Here is a 25,265-nt window from a genome sequence, read left to right on the forward strand (position 1 = left end):
TAACTACAAACACAAACTACGCAAACTAAAAGACACTTTCAACTCATGAAAGTGTCTTTTATTTCCATCCTTAAGCGTATTTCTTAAAACCTCGTTCGTTCGATAATTTCTTGGTTGACGATATGTCTGTCCCGACCATAGGTTAGGCGGGACAACTCTTTGATTGCGTTAGCGATTTCCTGATCCCCCTTGGTCGGTGGAAAACCTTGGATATTAAACGGCTTAGTCAGGACGCCATCAATCAAAATCTTGGCAAAACCTTTGTAGTTATCCACATTCACCAAATCATCACGTGAAAATACGGGCGCTACTTGCTTTTCCAAAAATTCCGCATCTTCCGGACCGACCCGACAAAGGATCATCGAACCGATATTGCCAAACACCGCCTTAGATATCTCTTCTTTGAGCTGAGCGATAAACTGATGAGCGATGTTGAGGCAGAGCCGATATTTTCGCGCTTCGCTGAGGATTTGCGCGATGGAATTGGTCGTCACATTCTGAAATTCATCCAGGTATAGATAGAAATCCACTCGTTCATCTTCCGGCGTATCCGTGCGCCCTAGCGCCGCCATAAGAATTTTTCCCACAATCACCATGCCCAAAAGCCGCGCATTGATTTCACCAATTTTTCCCTTAGAAAGGGCCACGAGCAGAATTTTTTTATTATCCATGATGTCTCGAAAATTGATCGTGCTTTTCTGTTGAGAGATGATCGGGCGCATCATATCATTGGAAATGAATGGTGTCAGCTTGGAAGTGATGTAGGGCACCATATTGGCCAGCGCCGCCTCACCACCGGCCTTCTCTGCTTCTTTCGTCCAAAAATCCACCACCGTTTGATTGGTACATTTTGACAGTTTCATCGCCCGAAATTCCTCATCTGCCATCACTTTGGAAATCTCCATCAGCGTCGAACCAGACTCCGGATCGCTCATCACGAGAAACATCGCATTGCGCATATACTGCTCAAACATCGGCCCACCAGTCGCTTTCAAATCATAGAGTTGATCAAAAATCCCGATCATCTCATTAATCACAAACGTCATCTGTTCCGGATGCGACGGATCACACTCTAGCATATTAAGTCCAAACGGCCGCTCTACGTCGGATGGATCAAACACAATCACATCCTGAGCCCTTTCCTTCGGGATGCAAGCCAAAATATCCTCAATTGCATCGCCATGCGGATCGATAAAGCAAAACCCCCGCCCCTCCTTTGCATCCTGTTTTGCCATTTCTTGCAAGATAGTAGTCTTACCAGTTCCGGTCTGACCGATGGTATAGAGATGCCTTCGACGATCATTCTCCGTTAGGCGGATATTAGTTTTTGCTCCCCTATATTCATTAAAGCCAATCAAGATTCCTTCCGTAGGAATTCCGATCGGTGGCGCCGACGCATTTGATTTGAGCCATTTTATTTTTGGCGCTTCCGTTGTGGAAATCGGGATATGAAAAATACTAGAAATCTCCTCCACCCCCAAAATCATCTTTTCTTCCGATTTGAAATTACGAAAGATGAAATCAAAGGCGATCACCTTCTTATTCTTTCTTTTAACTTGGAAACAATTAACATCGCCATTTTCATATTGCGCAAAAGCATTTTCCATATGGGCCAAAATTTCCTGCGCCCGTTCGCTCGTTGCTGCTGAGGCAACCAAGCGGATATTTGTTTCAAAGCCAGTCTTTGATGCTTTCTTTTCGATCCCCTTCACTAGCTCCTGTTCTTCTGGTGTCAATTGAACTGTCTTCTTGTCCCCCAATGGATCGTCTTTTTTGGCCGGAGTAATAACAGACAATGCTGCCGATCCCAGTTCAGTCCCAACTTTACCCATAAATGACTTATTAACATCACGAAGACGCTTGCCTTGTTGCATTTCATGTGCGATGCGCCGGCCCTCCGCCCGCCAAGCCGTTCCGGCTGGCCGTAAGACCAGCTGGATCGCCGCACCCTCACTGACCGCATCGAGCTTGCTCAGTGCGTTGGCAATCGCATTCAAAGGATCCATCTCTTGATTCTCGTAGGTCCGGATTGGCAAGGAATAATCATTTTTCAACTTGATGATGGATGCCTCCGTCTTACTGCCGGGATAAAAAATATTAAAATCAGTCGTTTTCTCCAAAGAAGCATACGGAAAAAAACTATGGATCTGTTTTTCAATATTTTCCCGAAATTTTCTCGGCACAGCGATAAAAAAAACTATTTCTTCGCTCTTGGAAGAATTAGCAATTTCCAGCGAAATCGCCGGCGAGCCATAGAGTATTTTCTTGAAAAAGCCTCGCGTATCACGGATCGAGGAAAAAGCAGTGAGCATCTGTTCCATCGCGCCAATCTCCCCTTTCCAGCTTTCACCTTCTTTTGTCTTTTCTTCTTCGCTCTTGTTGATCTTGGAAACGCGAATCACGTCCAGATCCAGATTCATCGATTGGTTGATCTGAGCACGAAAACTCAAAAAGCTAGATGCAACGAGCCAGGCACCACTAATGAGCGTGGCTATGCCGGAAATTAAAAGGCTGATATTGATTAATCCTGAATAATCCATTTGTTTTTATTTTCTATTTAATTTATGCTTCCGTAATCATTCCCTTCTTAACTAACGCGTCATGGAGATCCGTCGCCAAAAGTCGGTCATGCAACTCGTCCAGAAGATAATTCTCCTCCATATGCTGTGCCACTTTCACGGCGTGCACAATACCCTTCGCCTCAGCCATCTCTACCAATTTAGTCAACTTGCTTTCATAATCAGCCTCATCATTGGCAATTTTTGCATCAAGTGTTACGTCACTCTGCACTGCGGCAACGGGACTTTGCACCTTAGCTAGAATTTTAGCATAGGTATCGTCTTTTTCCATTTGCCCTTCTTTTCTTTCCACTGCCTCCGGTGTCGGCGCGATATTGGGCATCTTGGATAGCTCTAGTTCCGGCGCTAATTTAATTTCCAAATCATTTTTCGGCACGCTTGGCATGGCTGACTTTTCCACGCTAGCACTGCCCTCAATAAACTTTTTTTTCAGATCCAAGTCACCTTCCTCAATTGGTTCAAGCATAAACTAAATTTTAAATTTGAAATTTTAAATTTGAAATAAAATTTAAAACAACAAATTTTTAAATTATAATTATTTCATTTGGTCATTTTAAATTGAGAATTTTTATCCCACTTTTTTCATCTCTTCCTTAAAAGCTATGATAATTTTCTGCACCATTTCGTCATAATTCACTACTTTCTCCTTCAAGAACTCGCCGATCTTTTCTGGATCATTTTTTTCATCCACCATCTTTTCATAGGCCTCGCGATCCGTCTCGCTCAATTTTTCCATCGTTTCCACAAATATTCGTTTCAAAAGCACTTCAGTCATTTTAATCAAAATTTCTTCTTGCTTATCCTCCGGAAGGCTGGATAGCCCCAATTCCTCCAACAGTTCTTTTTGCAATTGCGCTTGGTCTGTCATATTTTTGGTTACCGCCGAATAATCCGACGAGTACAATTAATTTTTAAATTTAAATTTAATGCTTATGAATGTTTAGCATCCAATAGACTGACCCCACCAGATTCTAACATTTTGTCAATCATTCGAAACACCCACTTTTTCATACTCTCGCCATTAGTTGCTTCGGTTATACCCGAACCAAAACGCCCCCCAACATAGTCAATCAATTCTGTAATTTTCGAATTGTGATCATAACCGGCATCAAGATAGTCCTCGGCATTCATATTGCTAAAAGCTTCAAACGATTCAGCCACGTTACCACCAAGAATATTGTTAGCAATGTTACCAAAAATTTTCCGATAAGCCTCATTAAAGTCTTCCCCGGTCAGATTTCGCGCTTCCACAATTTGGTTAGCAAGATCATTGCCCCCACCTACATGACTGTCGAATATGCTGGCTATTTTTTCAATGTTCAACTTTTCAGTTAGGGGCATTTCGATTCCTTGTGCATCAAGCCGATCACTGATTTGACTTTCTAACTTGGAAAACTTTGCCACATCATCACTAGCAAGATCACTTTCGATACTATCAAGACTGGCAGGAGACACATCCCTGTGGTCCGGTATGTTGTTGGGATGACTTTCCATAGAAGAAAAATCAGCGACTGAGTTATCCTTGCCTAGTTGCGGGCTATTGACATTTTCGTATTGACTTTCTATGTCAGCAAAGTCAGCCGCACTGTTTCCTGCGCCTCTCGCACCGTCCCTAAGATTACTTTCGATGCTTTCGAGATTGCCAGGCGAAACATTTTCCGTTGCCCTATTCATAGTATGCTCACCCATTATTTCGCTGTTATATCCTCGACTGATTTCCTCCTGCGTTGCTGCCGCGCTTATTTTCGCGTCTACTGCTGCCGCGCGACCTTCGCTGCCTACAATATGATTATTAAACTCTCTCTCCCTTGCTTCATTTTCCATCTGGGCAGTTATCGAATCCATTCTAGCATCATTCAACGCTACTCCTCCAGCGTGCGAAATGTCAACTTGCGGACCAGCAATGCCTCTGAAATTTGCAATGTTACTATTATCCAGATTGTTTGGATCGATACTAAATCTGATAACTTCTCCTGGTTTAACGAGATTTAATTTTTCAAGAGTAGTTTGACCATGACTCTCCTCAATAAATCTAAGCACCATTCTGTGTGCATATTTTCCTGCCTCGGGTTTGGGGATTTTTAATTCTTGCATTCTTTTGATAATCTCTCGCTCAATACTAGAACCTTTTGGAATTTTAACATCACCACTATCAAAAAATTCATGGCTTGGAGTTGGTTCTCCCGCTTCAGCATTATGAAATCTATCACCATCAGACGCGCCTGCATGGGCCGGAGCTTCAGTTGGATGTAATGGAGCCTTGTCAGGTGTTGAAGTACCCTGAAGATAATCTTTTTCAAACTTATTCGCAGCACCCTTAACCTTATCAGCCATCTCATCATACATACCCCCTATTTTTGATGCTAATTTTGATGACGGATGATTCTTTAATCCATTTTCGACTGAAGAACTAGGAGCTCCTTTTGGTCCAAATTTTTCATCCATTCCAAACTTCTCTTCCATCCCATTGGCCGATGAACCAAGCTTCGAAGCTGGTGTATCTCTTAGTCCGTGCTCACTAGCACTAGTCCCACCGGATGAGCCAAAAGGATTATGCGCTTTTATACTCTCAATTCCAGCGCCAACAATTCCACCAACTCCCGAACTTTTCCACAGATCGGTCGCAACATCTTTTACTTTCCCAAAAGTCTCAGTGTGACCAACCCAACTAAAACCCTCTCGCAAAAGAGTCGCAGCCGCTCCTGAACCCACAAAAACACTCACGCCAGCCCCAAGCAACTTCCTTCTCGTTGCACCATACTTTTCATCCTGCAAACTCTCATGAAAACCCCTCATCTCGTTACCACAATATTCGTTGAGTGCCTGAAGCTGTTCTTGCCAACTGGCTTCCGAATTTTCCAAAATAGCCCCTCTGTTTTTTTCCGCTTTTTGATTGACTTTAGTTCTTGACCGCGATTCTAGACTCGTAGCTATTCCGGCACCAAGCGCTGCTCCACCAAGCCACCTCTGAATTCCTTTAGAAACTGCCACGGCTGATATAACTCCAACGGATCCAGAAAATGCGCCGACACCTCCCAGGGAAAGAAGGACGATTGAAATAGCTATTTTTTTCTTTCGATCCATTGTGCGGTAATCATTAATCCGCTTAGCACTCCAGTCTAGCGCCCCCTTCCCCAGCCTACCCATCTTAGTTTCCGACCACGCCTCCGTCCGCGCGTCCGTCCGTGCTCCCGCTAAATCAAGCTTTTCACAAACGCCAAAATAGGTGGCCATATCACCCATCTCTTTTTTCATTTCCGTTATCCTAGCGGCCTTTTCTTCCGGTGGTAAGGCATCAATGTTGGCATATTTATCCCGCATCATTTGAATTTGCAGGTTTCGCAACTCATTTAATGCCCCTTGATACTGTTGAAAGGCAAAATTATCTTTGGCATTCGTCGGCATTTGCTCATTTTTTAATCCCAATACACCCTTAATTTTAGAAAAGAGCGTTTCTGAATTATAATCGGCCGTTGCATAAGCCTTTCTTTTTTCCGCCACCAAGGATTGAAGCAATTCTAATTGTTTCTCTTGCTCCGTCATCGCTTCTGTTTTTTCAGTTTCCTCGGCATGTCCCATAACAAAAGCGTCTTTATTTTCTCCAAACACCCTACCCCCCGCCGCTGCTCGATCCTTATGCTTTTCGTTGGTTCCTGCGACTTCCGGTGTCTTCTTCTCGCCAAATACTCTGCCCATCGTTTTTTTCTCCCGCTCTTGAACCGCCCCGCCCAAAACAGCTGCCTCTTTTTTTCTTTTAAGCGTTTCCCATGTTTCTATTTCGTCCGCCTGTTTTGGATTATCTGCAATTTTACCAACTACACCGACTTCTTCGATATCAATCTTTTTTTTGCTTGATGTTCCCGCTTCACTTGAAGGCAGCTTATCAATAAAGCTTGCTTGTAATTCACCATACTCGTCATCAGTGAGTTTTTTTTCCGATACGCTCGTCCTCGATTCTGGCGTTACGCGATACTCAAACTGCCCTTCGCCCACATTATTCTCAACATACGCATCACCTTCTTGATAAATTTCCTTTTTTCTCAGCTCAAGGTCTTCGGCGGAAAGATTTTCAGCACTAGAGTTACTGATTTTTTCCAATCTCTTTTCTCTTCTTTTTTTTTGTTTTTGCATCTCCGCGTCTACTATTGCGGAAGGATTTTCAAGTTTCATTTTAAATATGATTAAATGATTAAATATTTTGATTATTTACCCACTGGATAGCCATTTTTTCAAATTCGGGAAAATTACTATTATTATATGGACTATTTTTCTTAAACACTTCGCTCGTAAAAACATCATCAAAAGTTTTTCCTGAAAAATACGCGCCCATTGCATTCAAGCATTGTCTGTTTTCCGGATAACTAATATCAAATTGAGCTTTATATATTTTCATTACAGTATCAACATATATTTCTTTTGTTTCCGGACTGTTTAAAAATTCTGGATCATTGATCACGGCTATGGCACTCTCTTTCCCATCCGCATTTAAATATGGCATTATTTTCTCTTCCAGTTCGGAAGGATATAATTTACTCCTTTTCATCAAACCCTTTAATTTTCCATCGACCGTAGCAAATGTTTCATTCTCAAGATATGACACTCTAGCCCTATTTAGGCCCAAAAGCTTCAGCATCTCATAGTCAGAATTAAAAGGATCGCGACTCACCAGAGCAAAATCGGTCTTTTTTGGTATTCCCAGATGCTCATGACCAACAACGAAATCAGTTCCGTCAGTAATATTGATCATATCTGGACGATTTTTCAACATCGCCTCAGAGAAATTACTCAGTCTTGCATTCGACTCTTTTGCGTCATATTTATCTTTATACATATGAATACTACTGTCTCTAGAATCCTGCGTCATGAATCCCATCAGATTCTTAGTGCACCCCGTAAAACCAAACTCCCCATGCATCTTTGGTCGAGAAATATTAATTATCCCTCCAAACCCATCCAGCTTCTTTGTTTGAAAACTTTTACCTCCTGCTTCAATGGTTTCATTTTCCAACTCTTCCAGATTAATCAGCTCAGCGGTAGAGCCAAAATCATATCCCAATTTGCTTCTATAGATCTTTTGCAAATCATCCCAATTTCTTCCTTTTTTCCCCATCGTAGAAGGAATATCGCCGACATAAATCTTTTTCGGTCTATACTTGCCTATCATCTCGATAATTTTTTTTACGGTTTCAGGGGCAGTGCAAGCCTGAGGACTATCAGGATCAACAAAATTGACCTTCAGCAAGACATCTTTATCCTTGTAGCCCTCCAGAAGTTCCTGATTGTTTTTTTCGAATTCAGCAAAAGCTGTTTCCAAATTTTTTTCTCGACCCAGCAGTTCCGCATAATACACTTTACCTTCTTTGATCATTTCGATCTGCTGTTCCTTATTTTTGATGTCAAATATTTGCTCTGGGATGCGTCCATCGGGAATAGCCTCCGAGGATGTTTCGGCGACAGGAAAAACCGCATCGTCCTTTAATTTTTTTTCCAACTGCTTGGGTGCACTTCCAAGACTGCTTCTGATTTTTTCAATTACCTGTCCCACTCTTTTGGAATCTTTAAAGCAACCTTCTTCTAGCATTTCCTGCTCGAATAATTTCCAATACCGTTCAGTTTCCGTTATGATTGCACCAGCAACTGCCTCTTTTTTATAGCCACATCGTCCAACATAGTCTATTCCTGTGATGAATTTTAGCATATACCTGGCATCTTTTTCATATTCCGCCATGAATTTCAGTTCTTTTTCAGAAAATTCTTGCTTTTCTGCTTCAATAATTATTTTGTTCTCTTTCGTTTCTTTCACGTTTTTTTGGCATTCTAGCAAAAAATCAATGGCGATACGGTCTCTGTTTGGAGCGGGTTTTGGGGGTAATTTTTTTATCCTTTTTTCGAGCGCTCTATTGAGCTTATCTCTCTGACTAAACATCGCTTCCAGCAAATCCTTAAGCAAAACTCCCATTTCTCCTGCGGTTTTGCGCAAATCATTTTCCGTCAAATTATTCCTATCAAAAAGATCCAGCAACTCCTTACTCTTTTCATCCAATTCTATTGCTTTTTTCAATGCTCCTTCGATCTGAAAATTTTCTCTACCAGCTAGTTTGCCTAAAATTTCTTGCAAGAATCTAGGATTTACTGGTTCACCATTCCCCCCGCCGTTAGTCAGTAAGTGTCCACGCACATTTATGCCCTGGGAAAATCCTCCCGGAATAGACTCATCATTCATCTCGCGTCTAGTGGAAACATAGAATTTATTTTCTTGTGGTGACCAAGTAATCAACGCTCCATATCCTCCCTGAAAAGCCGTTAGCTGTTTTGTTACATTATCCCCGCTTATTTTATTCTGCCATTGCATCTTACCGGACTTCTTCATGGTATCAATCAATACTTTTCCAAAACGATCATCTCCCGTATCAACCACAAAACCACGCTTGCCCAGTTTTGGAATCTCTTTTTCTCCATTGTCTTTTTGCTCCTTTAGGCGATGGCTAAATTCAGCCAGAGTTTTCGCTTTCCCATCCTTAGGATTGATAAAGGTGTGGCTTTTCAAATAATCCATCTGAAGGCTTTTATTTGGATTTGTGCCTTTTTTTATCAACTCCAAAACATCCTCTACGCTCATTTTTGAAGCTAAACCATAGAGGTTTTTATGATAATTTGCATAAATCTCCCCCTCTTCTTCAGGTGTAAAATTGAGATTGTCAAATTTAGTAACAAATTTAACATAATTATCTAAATAGGCTTTTTGGTCATCATCGAAAAATTTTAATTTGACTAACGCTTTATAGAGGAATTTTGTAGCTGACGTGTCACGCGTTGATTCTTTGCTATGATGATCATAAGTAACGCGCTTACCCTTTTCTTCGGCAATCACACCATGTTTTCCTGAAGTATCACCAATAAGTCCACTATCAGAAGCTTCTCCTGGCGCCACAAAGTTCACTTTGCTCCTATCCACAGACATTCCAGCTAACTCTAAAATTTTCAGAAAGCTCTCACCGTCTAAGTCAGATCTTTTTTCTACATATATTTGACCAGTTTTCTCATCAAACCTAATAAGCCCATGCACCGTAAATTCGCTCCACAGCTCACGAGAAATTCTTTTAAAATTTTCAATTCTTTCTTCCTCTGTTTTCGCATTCAGTTCGTCATAAGTGCGACCGGAACTCTCTGGTAAATCTTCGAATTTTCGAATCGTGTGCCTCGCCGTTGCTCTGGTCGGATCTGTGTCTTTTTGCTCAGCTGCACTTTCACCAGCAACTGCAACGTCTGGATCTTGATCGGGGCTAGTTTCTTTTACATTATTAATCATTTCTCTACCGCTAGTCTTTTCATTTTGCTTAGATTTTTTTCCTTCAACACTTTTTCTGCCAACTATTTTTTTTCTGCTAATTTTTACGTTTTTTGCGTTTATTTTTTCCTCCTCAGTGCGACTCTCCCAATCTGATACATATTTACAAAATTCTGCCACCTCTGCATCCAACTTTCTCGCCTTTTCAAGCACCTCACTAAGCTTTGTCCGACTTTCTTTCGTTCCAGAATATTCTAGACTGATCTCCTTAGTTTTACGTTTCAATTCATTCCACTTACTTACCTGAGAAGCTTCTTTTTCATCTATGCGTAAACAAGACAGGGAATTTTTAGCCCTATCCATATATCCGAAAGCTTCCACACGTTTGCGCAAATATTCATCACCCAATTCTGCAGTATTTCCCTTTATTTGATTTGGATCAGACTTCTCCGCCATGATTAAATTTTATTTTTTACTTGCCTAAATTATACACCAAAAAAACATTTCCCGCTACCAAAAAAAAATCACTTCGCTGTGGATAACTTTGAAAATATGCTATACTAAGTTTACGGCATAATAAGTAAAAAGTTTTTTTAATTTTTAACTCTGGCTTGCCAAAAATAATGGACAAAAAAAAGATCGGGATCTATGTTATGCTTTTTGCGATCGTCGCGCTGGGATTCTTTTTGCGTTTTTATAATATCAACCACACTCCGCCCGGCGTCTATCCAGACGAAGCCGTCAATGGCATCGACGCAGTTAATGCTAACAATTCCGGCCACTATGAAATGTTCTACACCGCCAACAATGGCCGAGAGGGACTATTTATGAATCTGGTCGCGCTTTGTTTCAAACTTTTCGGCATCAGTGTGATGTCCCTTATACTGCCAGCGATTATCTGTGGCACACTAACCATCCTTGGCACTTATCTACTCACCAAAGAACTCTTCGCGCCCTTCTTTTCAGCAGAAAGAAAAGAGCGTATCGCTCTTATCGCCAGCTATTTGGTGGCTGTGTCCTATTGGGCGATCAATTTTTCCCGTATTTCTTTCCGGGCAAATATGCTTCCACTAGTTTTGGTTTTTGCTTTCTATTTTCTTTTTAAAGGTCTGCGCACGAAAAAATGGTGGGATTTTGCTCTGGGTGGACTGGTTTTCGGCATCGGCCTTCATACCTACATCGCTTTCCGTATCGCACCAGCCATCCTCATTGTAATGCTTGTGAGCTTTTTGCTTTCCCGTAAAAGTTTTTTAAAAAATTATTGGAAACAGATTTTGATTTTCATCGCCCTTACAATGATTTCTGCCGCTCCGATCCTTTATACTTTCTACATCCATCCCGAATATCTTGAGTCACGCAGCGCCTCTATCTCTGTGCTTTCTCCGGAAATGAATAATGACCACCCCCTACAAGCTTTTTTACGCAGCCTTTCCTTGAGTCTGGTAAAGTATAATTTTTGGGGCGACCAAAATTGGCGCCACAACTACCCCCCCTATCCAATCTTGGATCTAGTTTCGGGCATCGCTTTTCTCTTCGGCTTTATTTATTCCCTCATCCGTTTATTTCACCTGCTTATCAAGCGCGTATTTAAAAAAGAACGCGGTGAAAAAATGAATCTCTATATGTTCTTAATTTCCTGGTTTTTCATCATGCTTGCGCCGGAGTTTATGACCGCCGAGGGCTTGCCCCATGCACTGCGCTCCATCGGCACCCTCCCTGTCGTTTTCATCTTTTCTGCCATCACAATCGATTACCTTATTGAACACACCAAAAAATATTCCTGGCTTTTCCGCGGAATCTCAACCTTTATCATCATTTCACTATTGCTTTTCATTGGACTCTTCAACAGCATCAAATATCATATCTTTTGGGCTTCACAACCAGAAACGGCCCGTTCTTTTGAGAATGTCTTGATGGACGTATCGGATTATCTCAAAACCTTACCGACCAAAAAAGAAAAATTTGTCGTGGCGGAAAGCATGCAAAGGATCCCAATCATGCTTTTCAACCAGGATATGCCCAATTTGGAATTCGTCTATTCCGGACAGATCGAATATTTGGAACCAAAATCTGACGATTTTATCATCATCCTCACCGACAAAAATGATGACGCAATCAATTATTTGGAAAACAAATTCCCCACACTTGAGCTAAAAGAAACCAAGGATTCCTATGGACTGAGCTATTACACGATGGAATAATTTTTTAACACAAACAAAATGCAAAAATTCCTGGAAAAAAATTACAAACTAATCGTGGGACTGATTCTTGCCTTCATATTTATCGTCTCCGTGCTCAATGCCTGGTGGGACACAGCTATCTTTGATGAAGACGCCCACATCCCCGCCGGCTATTCTTATCTAACGATGCATGATATGCGCCTCAATCCGGAGCACCCACCACTTTTGAAAGACCTCGCGGCCGTACCGCTTCTGTTTATGCATCTGAAATTCGACACGACCCAGAAATTCTGGACCACCGACATCAATGGACAATGGGAAGCTGGTCATAATCTGTTTTGGCAAGAAGGCAATAATCCCGATCTGATCATATTTTGGTCACGCATCCCGATCGTGTTATTATCCCTCCTCTTCGGCCTGTTCATTTTCAAATGGGGCAAGGAACTCTCCGGAACATTGGGCGGACTTTTGGCACTCACGCTCTATGCCTTTGACCCCAATATTTTGGGCCATAACCACTTCGTCACGACTGACTTGGGCATTGCTGGATTTATGATGATTTCTTTCTACTACTTCTTGAAATTCATCAAAGAACCGACTTGGAAAAATGTTACGATTGGCGGTTTTTTCTTGGCTATAGTCCAGTTGACAAAATTCTCCTCCATCATGCTTTTTCCGATTTTTGGACTAGTAGCCATTATCTATCCGCTGACGAAAAAATTTGATGCTTTCGAAAAACATCCCGCCTTTTTCAAATTAAAAAAACTGGGAGAATACTTAGGCAAAAGCCTCATCGCTGTTGCTTTTTCCCTTCTTATCGTTTGGCTATTTTATGCTTTTAATACCTATAAAATACCGGAAGAAAAATTAGCCGAAACGATCAATTATTATTTCAGCCCGACCGATATCAATATCAAGAATATCTATACTAACAAAGTTCTATTAGCACTCAATCAGAACACACTTTCTCGCCCGCTCTCGGCCTATTTCCTCGGCATCGCCATGGTCTTCAAGAGAGTTTCCGGTGGCAACGGTGCCTACTTTATGGGCCAAGTTTCCGGCACTGCTTTTCCTGCCTATTTCCCTACAGTTTTCGCTCTCAAAGAACCACTCATTATGCTCATTATGATGCTTTCCGCTCTCCTGATCGCTTTTTGGAACAATCTCAAAGCCCTCATCGGACGCTTCAAGAAATCCGCCGAAAATTTGCCCTGGCTCACGGCTTTTCGCGATTATCTGCGCCACAACATTGACCTTCTGGCGATGTTCTTCTTTATCCTGCTCTATACATACATCAGCATCACCGGTAATCTCAATATCGGCTTTCGCCACCTCTTTCCTGTCTTGCCTTTCGTCTATATCCTAACCGCCAAAGTATTGATTGATTTTTGCCAAAAAAGACCGACCGCTTCCGGAAAAATAGTTTCCCTCTCGACTGTGTTTGTTTTTTCTGCGTTACTCATCATCGAAACCGTCACCGCCTACCCATTCTATATGTCCTACTTCAACCAGATCGCCGGCGGACCAAAAAACGGCTACCACTTCGTAACTGATTCCAATGCTGATTGGGGGCAGGACCTGAAAAGGCTGCGGATTTGGATCAATGATTATAATTCTTGCGCACAAGTTTTATGCGATCCTAACCAAAAAGTCGGTTGCCCATCAAATTGCTATTCGATCGCCATGCCATTTCCAACACCCGGAATTCCGATTGACAAAATCCGCGTCGACTATTTTGGCGGAGCGGATATTAAATATTACATCAAAGATCAATATGTGATGTGGTATGACTCCAAGCGCCCGCTGGAAGCCGGCTGGTACGCCATTTCGACTAATTTTCTCGAAGGCAGTATCTATGACAAAACAAAAAAGGACCAGGATAGTTATCGCTGGACCCAAAAATTGCAACCCGTCTATCAAGTCGGCACTTCTATCCTCATCTATTATGTCAGCCCGGATGATTTGAAAAATCTAAATTAGTCTTTCTTTTTCTTCTCTCCTTTCTTATCGTCTTTCTTCTCCTCCGAAGTAGGATTGGCTTCGGCCTCTTGCGTCTGCTCAACCCCATCTTTGAATTTATAGAACACTTTATTATCGATGCGCAGATCGATATATTCCAGCTGGCTTCTTTGCTCTTTTTCAATCTTATGCTCCAAAACAGTCATCAGCATCAATAGTTCCTTTTCTATCCCGACGCTCTCGCTGAAATAGATCTTCCAACCTTCTTCTGTTTCTACCTTGAGGTCCCCTGACATCCGGCTCGGAGTTTCATATTGACGCTTTAGTATTATTCCCGACTCTTTAGACACCCCGCTACCCAGATCCAATATGAATTGATAAAAGCTATCTTCCAAAGGATTGTCATTCACGCTGACTTGTGCATTGCCCGTATCAATAAGCGTAATCAGATTTTCACTGGCCAACTCCTCCTGGTCAAAATTATCAGCCGGATAAGCCTCACCTCTTTCGTTTATGACATAGCATTTTTCCGAACTGCACAGTAGCATAGTAAAGATTCTTTCTTTGACAGCTATATTAATCTCATCAGGAAATTTTTTCTCGATCATAACGCTCTCTATGCGCTTAAATTTTCCCATCAATTCTTTTGAGATATTTTTCTTTGAAAACAGGATCAAATTATTTTTTTCCACCAAGCCCAGGTATTTTCCGCTCAACTTGTCATCGACCACCCTCCTGACCGAAGTCTCATCCAATTTATCCAATCCGCTTATCTTAATTTCCGTAATATTCAAAAAATCCGCAAAAAACAAGGCGTGGATCAAGGTTGCCAAGAAAAAAAACGCTGCCAGATGATACAGCCACCGACCGGATGATTTCGACTTCCCTCGTTGCAGAACAGTTTCTTGTCTGCTCTTTTTTTTGTTAATTATACTAATCATGAAAAGCTAAAAAACTAGGATTAGATTTTCTACCACCAGACGCACATTGGAATTGGTATTTTTAATTATTTTCTCACTCTCTTCTATTTTGTCGATTAGCTTCAGTGCTTTTTCGGGGTCGATGGACAGAAAGTTCTTTTGCCCCAGGACCGCACTGCGAAGAAGGATAATCCAGAAATCCATTTTTTCCAAAAGCGCCGGGGTGTTCTTACTCAAAGCTTCCGCAAGAAATAATTTATCGTTGCCAGAAGCGGAAAATATGTCACGCAGTTCTTGGACGATTCCTCGTCGCTCTTCTAGTTTTTTAATGTCACGCAAAAAATCTTTCGCAAAACCAGGCCGCCCCAGCGACCAAAAAATCAGTTCGTCCTTATTGGAAAGATCAGATGAAAACAACTCACCCAATTCCTCATCAGACAAAAGCTTAAACCGTTTAATCTGGCACCGCGAGATGATTGTCGGCAATAATTTCCTTTCGTCTTCCACCACAAGGATGATTATCGTATGCGCGGGCGGTTCTTCAAGAATTTTCAAAAGCGCGTTCTGTGCCGATAGATTCAGCTTCTGGGCGCTACGGATAATTGCTACCCGATAATTCTGAAAAGCAGCAGTCAGACTGAATTTTTTCTGCAATTCCTTGATTGCCTCCAGCTTTATCTCTTTTTCCTTGATGACTCCGTCTTTTTCTTCTACTTCCGGCTCAATGACCAAAAGATTCTGATTTACCACATCCCCCGCTCCACCGGTCAATTTTTCCGCCAATTGCCTGGCCACCAAAAACTTCCCCAGACCTTCCGGCCCACAAAAAAGATAGCTCTGCGCCAGATTTTTTTTCTCAAGTGCCCGCTCCAATGATTCGATTATTTTTTTGTTACCAATGATTGGCATAAATACTTAATCCGTGTCATTCCCGCGAAGGCGGGAATCCAGGTTCCACTAGTTTTAAATTCTGGAAAATCGAATTATAAATCTTCTTGCTTTATGTTTCAGTTAGCTCCACGTCCAATGGCTCGTTTTTCCATATACCAAGCCTGAGGCACCTGGATCCCCGCCTTCGCGGGGATGACACAAAAGCTAAACCTAGCCAATTTTGCTTTCGATAAACTCGCTCAATTCCCTTTTGAACCGCTCCTCGCTAAACTTTTGCGCGCTTGCCTTAATTATTTCCCTGTCATAGCTAACTTCATTTTCCCGAAAACGGCGCACGCAATCGGCAATCAATTCTGGGGTTGCCGAGTCGAAAAATTCTCCAGTTTTTCCCTCTTGGACAATCTCTCTTATTCCGCCCTTTCTAAGCGCCAATACCGGCACACCACATAACATCGCCTCCACTGGGGCGATCCCAAAATCATCCAATGCGGAAAAAACAAACGCCCGTGCGCCGGCATAAATCTTGGGCAATTTTTCATCCGGCTGAAAACCGAGAAATTTGATATTCTTTCCTGCAATCGATTTTAAATATTTTTCCTGATCGCCCGTCCCAACTATCACCAGTGGCAATTCCAGTTTATTAAACGCTTCGATTATTGCGTCAACTTTTTTATAAGCCGAAAGACGCGACACAACCAGAAAATATTTTTTTTCTTTCGCCTCAGTTTCGCTAGTTGTGTTAATGGAAACTGGTGGATAGATTACACTAGCTTCCCGGTTATAATATTTCTTAATCCGTTCTTTGGTATAGTGCGAATTGGCAATCAAAAATTCCGGTCGGTCGGCGGCGGCAAAATCCCACATCCGGATGTAGTTCAAGATGAAACGTGTAAAAAAATTGACCGCTCGGTTCTTTTTCTGCTGGCGTAAATATTCCCCATTCATATCCCAGACAAAGCGCATCGGGCTGTGGAGATAGGCCACGTGAATCGTGTCCAGACGCGTCACAATGCCCTTGGACCACGCACCGGAACTGGAAATGACCAAATCAAAGTCGCGCAGATTGAAAGTTTCCGGCGCCACCGGCAAAAACAACAGCAACCATTTTTTCCGGCGAAGCAAAAACTTTGGCAGTTTTTGCAAAAAAGAAGTTTCCACTTTTTTCTCTTTGAGCCACTGGGGGAAATTTTCTCTTTCTGCGAACAAGGTATAGATTGGCGCCGAAGGAAATATTTCCGCAATAGATTTCAAAACTCGTTCCGCTCCGCCAAATTCCACCAAGAAATCATGGACGATGGCAATTTTGAGGTTTTTTGTTTCGGTCATAAGCATTCTCTACGAATTACGAATTTATACGAATGTACGAATATTTATTTATCTAATAAATCCACCTCATCCGGCCTCCGGCCACCTTCTCCTTGGTAAGGAGAAGGGTTTTCTTCAACATTTTTCCCCAAACTAGAGTTGCACCGCATTCAGTCCCCTCTCCTTACTAAGGAGAGGGTAGGGTGAGGTGGGTTTCAGTAATTCTAATTTTACCACAAACCCCCATATTTTGCACTCAAACAACAAAAAAAGACCTTTTTGGGTCTATAAAATAAGTTACCCCGCTTAAGTAAGTTGCTTGACAATGCAAGCTACTTTTAAGCGGGGGTGTTCGCTACTCAGCTCAAAAAAATTCCTATGGCCCTGTACGAGATATTAGGACGCGTTCGCGGAAATTGAGCTGCACTGCGCCGGATTCTTCACCATTTTTTTTGCTCCCGCCGCGGGGAGCACGTCCATAGCGGCAAACGTGATCTGCAGGGTGCGGGAAGCTCCCACACTGGAACCTTTGTTAAAAATCATAACAGACCTCCTTTGGAAACATACCAACACCAGCACATCGATACTGGCGCGAGCACGCTTCCGGCTCAACGGTCAAAAGGGATCGGCTACGGCACACAGTCCGGCGCCGAAGGTTTCCCCGCAACATGCCCGCCCATCAAGTGGCGCGGGAATATTCCGACGGGGCAATGCGTTTTGTGTGCGAGGCCTAATCCTCGCTGTGAAAAAGTACTATGATAAGAGTTGCGACTTATTTTGTCACAAGCTCCGCCCCAACCAATAACTGAGACCTGCTCAGTGTTCTACCTGCTGGCGCATAAACTCCCTCCTTTCCTGGTTGTCAATATTCAAATCCTACAACACCCCATTTTAGTTGTCAATAGTAATAAATAAATGTCATCCTGAGCTTGTCGAAGGATCTGCGTTCGATAATTTAAGTTTTACAAACATAAAGTAATCCCCAAATAACAAAAAGTAGATCCTTCGACTGCGTCCGAGTATGGACTTCGCTCAGGACGACACTTTTTTACTCTGTCAAAACCGTCGCAATCAGATCTGCGCAGTTTTTCCAGCTGAAGCGTTTGATGTTTTCGTAGCCTTTTCTGACCATTTCTTTGGCCATTTTTTCATTCTGGACCAATGTTGTGATAGCGTCAGCAATCATTTTTGGCTCCGCTGGATCGACCAAAAAAGCACTGCCATCAGCCACTTCCGGCAATGAGGAAGAATTGGAAGTGATGACCGGTACACCCTGGCTTTGTGCTTCCAGCACAGGCAACCCAAAGCCTTCATAGAGCGTCGGAAATAGAAATACCTCGGCGTTTTTGAACAACTGCCATTTCCGCGCGTCTTTTACAAAACCAGTAATAATAATGTCCGTTTTATATTCCGACTCTGCGATTCGTTTTTTAATCTCCTCTTCGCCATAGCTAAACTTTCCTCCCAAGACTAATTTGTGTTTTGCGCCAGTCTGCTTTTTGAACAGATCATATGCCTCAATGATTCCTGTGATATTTTTACGCTTTTCTAGGCGCCCGATAAATAATAGATAAGGTTGCAATTTTTTTTCTTCCTGATCATTTTCCAGATTCAACTCACCGGTCCTATCTTCATAGCCTTCATAGACAATATTGATCTTTTCCTCCGGAACTTCATAGAGATTCATCAGATCGCGCTTAGTGTTCTTGGAAACACTGATGATTTTTTTCGCCCAGCGGCAAGAATTCTTGATCGAATAGCGCATATATAGCCGTTCAAAAAAAGAATATGCTTCCGGCATAATCTCATATTCTAGACCATGGATGGTTACGATGGTTTTTTTCGGATGGATCAGCGGAGCCGTATGCGCCGGGATAAACAGGACGTCAATCGGATGAAAAAACATTTCCAGCGAGAGCCCGATCTGAGTCCATAGCCGCGGACAATGGATTTTTTTGATCTGCCAATTAGAAGGTAACGAAAAATCCACCTCTTGGTAGCTGCGCAGATATAAAACGACTTGATGTTCTTTCAATCTGTCTCGCAACTGCCTGATCACTTGATAGGAATATTCCTCAATTCCCGTTCTTTGCAATAAAAAAGCCCGTGAGCCATCGATGCCGATTTTCATGATTTTATAATTTTATAAATTTATTTTTGGTAATATTTATATCCCCTTCTCCCTCCGGGAGAAGGTGGCCCCGCCGCGGCGGGGATGAGAGAAAGGGCTTTTGATAAAGTTATTACTTTCCTACGTGGAGCATTTTTATTTTTTAGCAATTACCCTTGCCCTCACCTGTCACGTACTCGTGACATCCCTGCCTACCGGCAGGCAGGCTATCCCTAAGGGCGAGAAGGAATACTATTTACTAAGCATCATTGTCCGCTTATACATATCCAGATTTTCCAGTGCGATCCCAATACCTTTGATCACGCAATACAGCGCGTCATCCGCCACATAGCAAGGCACCCCGATCGTTTTAGTGATCAGCTGATCAAGATTGCGCAAAAGCGCTCCGCCCCCGGAGAGCACCATCCCTTTGTCCATAATATCCGCTGCCAGTTCCGGTGGAGTTTCTTGCAACACTTTTTTGATCGCATTGATCACTTCTCTCAGTTCATCTTGGATCGCTTCCGTCACTTCATTAGAAGACACACGTACTGTCCGTGGCAGTCCGCCGGTGAGGTCGCGTCCCCGCACATCCATATAATCTTCTTTGACTTGCGGAAGCGCGGAACCAATTTTAATTTTTACCTCTTCCGCTGTTCTGTCCCCGATGGAAAGGCTGTATTTTCGCTTGATATAGTCCGCAATCGCTTGGTCGATCCGATTGCCGCCGACGCGCGCGCTGTGGGCTGAAACCACTCCTCCCAAAGAAACTACCGCCACTTCTGATGTTCCACCACCGATGTCAATAATCATATTCCCGGCCGCATTGTTAATGGGAATTCCCGCCCCGATCGCCGCTAAAATCGGCTCTTTCACCACATAGGCCATTTTGGCTCCGGCGCGAATGGTTGCATCAATCACAGCTCGCCGTTCCGTCGAAGTTACTCCGGCCGGGATGGAAACCATCACTTCCGGACGAACAAGTCGGAACCGACCGCTGACTTTGTTGATAAAATACTTGAGCATCGCTTCAGTGATTTTGTAGTCGGCGATTACGCCATCTTTCATTGGCCGACTCGCGACAATCGTATCAGGCGTCCGCCCGAGCATCTCCTTGGCTTCATTTCCAATCGCCAGAACCTTATTCTCCAACAGCGAAATCGCCACCACCGATGGTTCATTAGAAACAATCCCCTTCCCGGGAACAAAAACTAAAACATTAGCGGTGCCAAGATCGATTCCGATTTTTCGTACAAGCATACAATTTTCCTTATTTCAACTTAATATATTTTCCAGCTAAATAATTCTTCACCGATTCTCTGGTTGGCTGAGCTAATTTTTTCGGCAGCTTTTCAAGAGCAAACCACTGCACGTCGTCAAATTTATCCGGTTCCATATTTCTCGCTGTTCCCTTTTCCACATCAGCCAGATAATTGAAACCCACCCAATGCTGTTTATCCTTTTTGATGATGTGATCACTGTGTGGAAGATAGCCCCAAATTTTGATTGTGATTCCTGCTTCTTCTTTCGTTTCACGCTTTATCATATCAATCACTTTTTCGCCATATTCCACCTCTCCACCTAATTTATTCCAACAACCAACTTCGTTTTTGGAATTCTTTCCCCGCTTCATCAAAAGCACTTCTTTTTTAGCATTAAAAATCAAGACTCCTCCGCCTACTCCAATATAATTTTTTCCTGATTTTAATTCCGTTTTATTCATTTGGCTTAGTTTTATTCTTTTACTCTTCGAATATCCGCCCCAATCGATTGCAATCGTTCTTCTAAATTTTCATAACCCCGATTGATTGAATAGACATCATGTAAGAGTGACTTTCCTGGGGCAGCCAACATTGCCACTAAAATAATTGCTGCCGGCCTGAGTGCTGGCGGACTCATCATTTCAGCTGCCCTAAAATTGATCGGTCCTTCGACATAAGCTCGGTGCGGATCCAAAAGGGAAATTTTTGCCCCAAGCCGATTAAGATCCACAAAATAGATCGCTCTGTTTTCGTAAGACCAATCATGGATCAATGTCCTCCCTTCCGCCACGGAGACGATTGGCACAAAAAAAGGAAGGTTGTCCATATTAATTCCTGGAAAAGGCAATCCGTGCAATTTGTCCTCAGGCGCTTTTAGTTTTGACGGCGATATCTCCAAATCAATTAAATTCGTTTTTTCGTTTTTGGCTTTATAGGACTTGAGAATCGTATATTTTTGCCCCATCTTTTCTAGCTTCAAAAGTTCCAGTTCTAAAAATTCAATTGGGCATCTTTCGATAACCAATTTGCTCTTAGTGACAATCGCTGCTGAAATAAAAAACATCGCTTCAATCGGATCTTCACTGATTTCATAGACAACATCTTTATTTATTTCAGAAAGACCCATAACTTCCAGCGTTCCAGTTCCAACTCCCTCGATTTTAACGCCTAATTTTTGCAGGAAAAAACAGACGTCTTGCACCATATAGTTAGCCGTCGCCATTTTTATAATTGTTTTTTCCGGACTTTGGGCGGCCGCAATCAAAGCGGTTTCCGTCACAGTATCCCCCGATTCATAGAGTACAACTTTTTTGGCAGGTTTGAACTCCTGACTATTAATCTCAAAGCCATCTGCTACTGGTTTAATTATGATACCAAATTTTTCCAAAGCAAAAAGGTGCGGTCGGATCGTCCTTTCTCCCAATTTACACCCGCCAGCCTGAGGAATGAAATATTTTTTTGACCTCCCAATCAAACTGCTAATGAGCATAATTGCGCTTCTGGTTTTCTGCGCTGCCTCTCGATTTATCTTTTCTATTTTTAAATTTTTCGGTGGATTCAAAGTTATTGTTTTTCCCTTGCGCAACACCTCGATTCCGATACTTTCCAAAATCTCAACCCAACGGTTGACCTCCTCAATTTGAGGAACATTTCTTAGAGTAGTTTTTCCTTTGTTTATCATCGCCGTCGCCAAAAGAGCCACGGTGGCATTTTTTGAGCCATTGACTGAAATTTTTCCTGAGAGCTTTTTCCCACCGATAATTTCAAATGTTTCCATAAGCTTAACCTTAAATATTACCGACTTGCCATACTATAACTATATACCAAGCCCGCTCTTGAGGCAACCTTGACCATAAAAAAACGTATCCGCCGAAATGGACACGCCTTTTATAAAATCATGCTAATCCTAAAATCAAAAAAAAATTATGGTTCAAGACTTACTCCATCACCCGTTCATAATTATCCGCCCAATAGAGCACTTTTTCCCCATAATTCACACCCTTAGAGTCACAATAACTTGCCCAATTACCGCCCGCCAGATAGACACAATAGGCCTTCGCTTCGGCGGATTTTTTGTGTTGTTTTACGCCATCAACCTTTGTCAGCTTGAGTGCCATTGCCACGACCCCATCCGTCAAACTCCACGGATCCGGTGGATTATTCCCCGTCACTGACGCAATTGAACTCTTATACCCCGCCCAAGTATCCGACATAAATTGTGCCACACCCATCGCCCCACCAGTGCCCGTGTACCCGCTCGGTGGGCAAGAAACCTTTCTTTTCTTCCATTCATAATCCAACTCACTACAAATTGTTTTGAAAATTCCCAAACGATAACTGCTCATTTTACTCTTATCCGCCGTACAACCGCCAGTATACCTTCCCAAATTAGATTCTACTACAAGCACCCCCAGGAGATAGTCTTTGCGGATTCCAGTCTTTTTCGCCGCAAAACTAGCTGCGTCAATCACGTTTTTGAAGCTGACCGACTCAGAAAGCAAACTAGAAAGTTCGCTTTTTAATTTATCGATTTTAGCATTAAGCTCAGACAATGTCGCCTGCGCCTGATTGATATCGGTTTTTATTTCATATTGTTGTCCCTGCTGGATGGTAATCAATTTTTCGTGATCCTCTTTTTTGGCGCCAAGTTCATTTTGCGCTTGCTCGACATCTGCCTTGTTAGTCTTGATTTCGCTCAGCGTGCTGGTTATTTTATCACTAACATTCAACGTCTGATCAAAATCACCCGACATACCGGCAATATGCACCCCACCCAAAAGCAAATTAGTCAATGGATCTTGATCGGCATAATAGGCTTCTTGCATATAGTCTCTCAGCATCTCCCGATTCAGCGCGATCCGCTTTTCAAGCTCTGTCACTTCCGCTTCTTTGCGCGCGATCTCCTCTTGCGTTTTTTGTAGTAGCGTCTTTGTTGTTCCTAGTTCCGCATTCTTTTTTTGCAGAAGAATTTGAGAGGCACTCAGAGCCTTTTCAACTGCTTCTTTTTTATCTTCCACTTTCTCAATATCATCTTTAATATCATCAGCGTCATCAGCTGCAAAGGCAATATCTCGGAAGCTTCGCACGTCAAAAGCAACCAGCCATAGGACAATTAAGAATATTACCAAATTTTTTGTCTTTTTTTTCCAAGTCATATTAAATATTATAGCAACTTTTTTCAAAAAACAAAAGCGCAAAAAAACACTCCACCTTTTGAGCAGAGTGTTTTTGAATTTGCCTAATTTCACATCTACTTTCCTTTCTTTTCCTCTTTCTTTTCTGTGCCCGCTTCTGGCGCAGTCTCCTTGACTACTCCAGCGACCTTAGTCACGTCAGCTTCCACCTTAGTTTCGAGCGCGGACATCTCATCTTCCGATCTTGGCGGAGCAACAAGCGCCACCACAGTTTCCAAATCGATGCTCAGTTCGATTTTCTTGGAAATATTCAAATCTCCCAAAGTGATCCGATCGTCAAAAGTCTTGAGGTTCGAAATATTCACTTCGATGCTTGATGGCAGATCGGCCGGCAAACATTTCACTTCGATCGCATCGATATTCTTCACCAATACACCCCCCAGTTCTTTTACAGCTGGCGCTTCACCAACATATTCCAATTCCACTTCCGTTTCAATTTCTTCGTCCATCCGCACCTGGAAAAAATCGATGTGGATATAATTATCCCGCACCGGGTCTTTTTGCGTATCATAAATTAGCACGTTGCGATTATCCTTCTCATCAATTTTGAGATCAATCACTGTGCTTTCTCCCGATTTCTTGATCAAGCGTTTGAAATCCAGGAGCTTTACCCAAATATTTTTCCCGGGAATTCCCTTGCCATAAACCACGGCCGGAATCAGACCTTCTTTCCTGCCCTTGTTAGTCTTGCGACCCAAAACATCTCGCGTTTTTGCTTCTAATGCGATTTTATCCATCTTGTTTTCGCTCTACCCACCCCCGCCATAGCGGAGCCTCTCAAGCGGATTAATTTGATTAAATTACGCCAAACTTTGCCTAAAAGGACAATATTTCAGCACCGTGTCCCGCCGTAGTCCTGATGAAATCAGGACAAAGGAGGACCAAATCAGTTTAGCACAAAAACCGGTTTCGTCAAACTTTTATAATTAAACATATCCTCTCCTAAATATTCAAAAACACCTAACTCTTCCTAGGTGTTTAAAGAATAAGCTTTCCAATGCTTAATTTATGGCTGAGGCAGATCTATCAGTTTCTTAGTGTCATCTGGCAATTCAATCTTCATAACGGTTATATCTGAAGCTTTTTTCGAATCTTCATAATAGACAACTTTCGCCAGCTCTCCCACAGTAAGATCTGATAGATGACCCGCGAAAGTCTTTCCCATATTAGTACTCACTGTAACTGGAGTGGTGTCACTGATACCGACTGTGAATAATTTATCTGCTAATTTCAAAGTTAGGCTTTTTCCATCCACACTATCAAGCAGACCCATTTCCGTCTTCGTGCCGGGTTTTTGTTCTTGCTTAACTAATAAATCCCCTGAATTTGTAGGGACAGATTGACCGTCCTGTATGGTGGAAGCATCAGGAGATGTAGGATTTCCCGAGTTTTCAGAATTAGCAGGAGATTGGTTATTATCCGTCACCAGAGCTTTATCAGAATTTAGTGATGCCTTCTTATTACTCAAACTTTGTGCGATAAACAAGGCTCCGCCAAAAAGTATTATGAGAGCAATGATGGGAATAATGATTTTTTTTCTATCCATATTTATTATTTATTTATAAATTAATTGGTAA

Annotated in this window: 17 protein-coding genes; 2 read left to right on the forward strand and 15 right to left on the reverse strand. The window is 42.4% G+C overall.

Annotation, left to right across the window (positions count from 1 at the left end; translation table 11 throughout):
- Positions 1–83 precede the first annotated feature (83 nt).
- The 5 genes from WC848_04190 to WC848_04210 form a co-directional block, all read right to left on the reverse strand.
- Complete coding sequence (locus WC848_04190; GenBank protein MFA5961854.1) at positions 84–2,540, reverse strand: type IV secretion system DNA-binding domain-containing protein; 2,457 nt, start codon at positions 2,538–2,540, stop codon at positions 84–86.
- A 22-nt stretch (positions 2,541–2,562) separates the two neighbouring features.
- Entirely contained in the window at positions 2,563–3,045 is a 483-nt protein-coding gene (locus WC848_04195) for a hypothetical protein (GenBank protein ID MFA5961855.1), read from the reverse strand.
- 102 nt (positions 3,046–3,147) lie between these two features.
- On the reverse strand, positions 3,148–3,447 hold the full coding sequence (locus WC848_04200) for a DUF5663 domain-containing protein (protein ID MFA5961856.1): 300 nt from the start codon (positions 3,445–3,447) through the stop codon (positions 3,148–3,150).
- A gap of 62 nt (positions 3,448–3,509) precedes the next feature.
- Positions 3,510–6,749, reverse strand: coding sequence for a hypothetical protein (locus WC848_04205; protein MFA5961857.1), 3,240 nt, complete (start codon positions 6,747–6,749; stop codon positions 3,510–3,512).
- A 19-nt stretch (positions 6,750–6,768) separates the two neighbouring features.
- A complete protein-coding gene (locus tag WC848_04210) occupies positions 6,769–10,323 on the reverse strand; it encodes a DUF362 domain-containing protein (GenBank protein MFA5961858.1) in 3,555 nt (1,184 codons plus the stop codon).
- A gap of 167 nt (positions 10,324–10,490) precedes the next feature.
- On the opposite strand from WC848_04210, the gene WC848_04215 reads away from it, so the two are divergent.
- Together WC848_04215 and WC848_04220 are read left to right on the forward strand one after the other, a co-directional pair.
- A complete protein-coding gene (locus tag WC848_04215) occupies positions 10,491–12,068 on the forward strand; it encodes a glycosyltransferase family 39 protein (protein ID MFA5961859.1) in 1,578 nt (525 codons plus the stop codon).
- An 18-nt stretch (positions 12,069–12,086) separates the two neighbouring features.
- Positions 12,087–14,027 (forward strand): glycosyltransferase family 39 protein, encoded by a 1,941-nt coding sequence (locus WC848_04220; protein ID MFA5961860.1) that lies wholly within the window; start codon positions 12,087–12,089, stop codon positions 14,025–14,027.
- Here WC848_04220 and WC848_04225 read toward each other — a convergent pair.
- The 10 genes from WC848_04225 to WC848_04270 all read right to left on the reverse strand — a co-directional run bounded on the left by WC848_04225 (position 14,024) and on the right by WC848_04270 (position 25,234).
- Complete coding sequence (locus WC848_04225; protein ID MFA5961861.1) at positions 14,024–14,947, reverse strand: FtsQ-type POTRA domain-containing protein; 924 nt, start codon at positions 14,945–14,947, stop codon at positions 14,024–14,026. The two genes, WC848_04220 and WC848_04225, sit on opposite strands and share 4 nt — an antisense overlap.
- 6 nt (positions 14,948–14,953) lie before the next feature.
- The gene (locus WC848_04230; protein ID MFA5961862.1) at positions 14,954–15,835 is read right to left on the reverse strand and encodes a hypothetical protein; all 882 of its coding nucleotides are present in this window, start codon (positions 15,833–15,835) and stop codon (positions 14,954–14,956) included.
- A gap of 192 nt (positions 15,836–16,027) precedes the next feature.
- Positions 16,028–17,143 carry a glycosyltransferase gene (locus WC848_04235; protein MFA5961863.1) on the reverse strand — a complete coding sequence of 372 codons (1,116 nt, stop codon included), beginning with the start codon at positions 17,141–17,143 and terminating at the stop codon, positions 16,028–16,030.
- A gap of 1,027 nt (positions 17,144–18,170) precedes the next feature.
- The gene (locus WC848_04240) at positions 18,171–19,253 is read right to left on the reverse strand and encodes a glycosyltransferase family 1 protein (protein ID MFA5961864.1); all 1,083 of its coding nucleotides are present in this window, start codon (positions 19,251–19,253) and stop codon (positions 18,171–18,173) included.
- Positions 19,254–19,484: 231 nt separating this feature from the next.
- Positions 19,485–20,492: a rod shape-determining protein gene (locus WC848_04245; protein MFA5961865.1), complete on the reverse strand. Its 1,008-nt coding sequence runs from the start codon at positions 20,490–20,492 to the stop codon at positions 19,485–19,487.
- A gap of 10 nt (positions 20,493–20,502) precedes the next feature.
- Positions 20,503–20,955: an NUDIX domain-containing protein gene (locus WC848_04250; protein ID MFA5961866.1), complete on the reverse strand. Its 453-nt coding sequence runs from the start codon at positions 20,953–20,955 to the stop codon at positions 20,503–20,505.
- An 11-nt stretch (positions 20,956–20,966) separates the two neighbouring features.
- Positions 20,967–22,271, reverse strand: coding sequence for a UDP-N-acetylglucosamine 1-carboxyvinyltransferase (locus WC848_04255; GenBank protein MFA5961867.1), 1,305 nt, complete (start codon positions 22,269–22,271; stop codon positions 20,967–20,969).
- Positions 22,272–22,431: 160 nt separating this feature from the next.
- Complete coding sequence (locus WC848_04260) at positions 22,432–23,622, reverse strand: hypothetical protein (GenBank protein ID MFA5961868.1); 1,191 nt, start codon at positions 23,620–23,622, stop codon at positions 22,432–22,434.
- A gap of 122 nt (positions 23,623–23,744) precedes the next feature.
- A complete protein-coding gene (locus WC848_04265) occupies positions 23,745–24,425 on the reverse strand; it encodes a 50S ribosomal protein L25 (GenBank protein ID MFA5961869.1) in 681 nt (226 codons plus the stop codon).
- Positions 24,426–24,694: 269 nt separating this feature from the next.
- Entirely contained in the window at positions 24,695–25,234 is a 540-nt protein-coding gene (locus WC848_04270) for a hypothetical protein (protein ID MFA5961870.1), read from the reverse strand.
- Positions 25,235–25,265: the final 31 nt, after the last annotated feature.

The sequence above is a fragment of the Parcubacteria group bacterium genome, assembly GCA_041659505.1.
GTDB lineage: Bacteria > Patescibacteriota > Minisyncoccia > Moranbacterales > UBA2206 > UBA9630.

Excerpts from the sequence above, each read along its gene's own strand:
- WC848_04200 (MFA5961856.1), bottom strand. The coding sequence starts at position 3,447 with ATGACAGACCAAGCGCAATTGCAAAAAGAACTGTTGGAGGAATTGGGG.
- WC848_04255 (MFA5961867.1), bottom strand. The coding sequence starts at position 22,271 with ATGGAAACATTTGAAATTATCGGTGGGAAAAAGCTCTCAGGAAAAATT.
- WC848_04245 (MFA5961865.1), bottom strand. The coding sequence starts at position 20,492 with ATGCTTGTACGAAAAATCGGAATCGATCTTGGCACCGCTAATGTTTTA.
- WC848_04205 (MFA5961857.1), bottom strand. The coding sequence starts at position 6,749 with ATGAAACTTGAAAATCCTTCCGCAATAGTAGACGCGGAGATGCAAAAA.
- WC848_04225 (MFA5961861.1), bottom strand. The coding sequence starts at position 14,947 with ATGATTAGTATAATTAACAAAAAAAAGAGCAGACAAGAAACTGTTCTG.
- WC848_04265 (MFA5961869.1), bottom strand. The coding sequence starts at position 24,425 with ATGGATAAAATCGCATTAGAAGCAAAAACGCGAGATGTTTTGGGTCGC.
- WC848_04270 (MFA5961870.1), bottom strand. The coding sequence starts at position 25,234 with ATGGATAGAAAAAAAATCATTATTCCCATCATTGCTCTCATAATACTT.
- WC848_04230 (MFA5961862.1), bottom strand. The coding sequence starts at position 15,835 with ATGCCAATCATTGGTAACAAAAAAATAATCGAATCATTGGAGCGGGCA.
- WC848_04195 (MFA5961855.1), bottom strand. The coding sequence starts at position 3,045 with ATGCTTGAACCAATTGAGGAAGGTGACTTGGATCTGAAAAAAAAGTTT.
- WC848_04240 (MFA5961864.1), bottom strand. The coding sequence starts at position 19,253 with ATGAAAATCGGCATCGATGGCTCACGGGCTTTTTTATTGCAAAGAACG.
- WC848_04235 (MFA5961863.1), bottom strand. The coding sequence starts at position 17,143 with ATGACCGAAACAAAAAACCTCAAAATTGCCATCGTCCATGATTTCTTG.
- WC848_04250 (MFA5961866.1), bottom strand. The coding sequence starts at position 20,955 with ATGAATAAAACGGAATTAAAATCAGGAAAAAATTATATTGGAGTAGGC.
- WC848_04190 (MFA5961854.1), bottom strand. The coding sequence starts at position 2,540 with ATGGATTATTCAGGATTAATCAATATCAGCCTTTTAATTTCCGGCATA.
- WC848_04220 (MFA5961860.1), top strand. The coding sequence starts at position 12,087 with ATGCAAAAATTCCTGGAAAAAAATTACAAACTAATCGTGGGACTGATT.
- WC848_04210 (MFA5961858.1), bottom strand. The coding sequence starts at position 10,323 with ATGGCGGAGAAGTCTGATCCAAATCAAATAAAGGGAAATACTGCAGAA.
- WC848_04215 (MFA5961859.1), top strand. The coding sequence starts at position 10,491 with ATGGACAAAAAAAAGATCGGGATCTATGTTATGCTTTTTGCGATCGTC.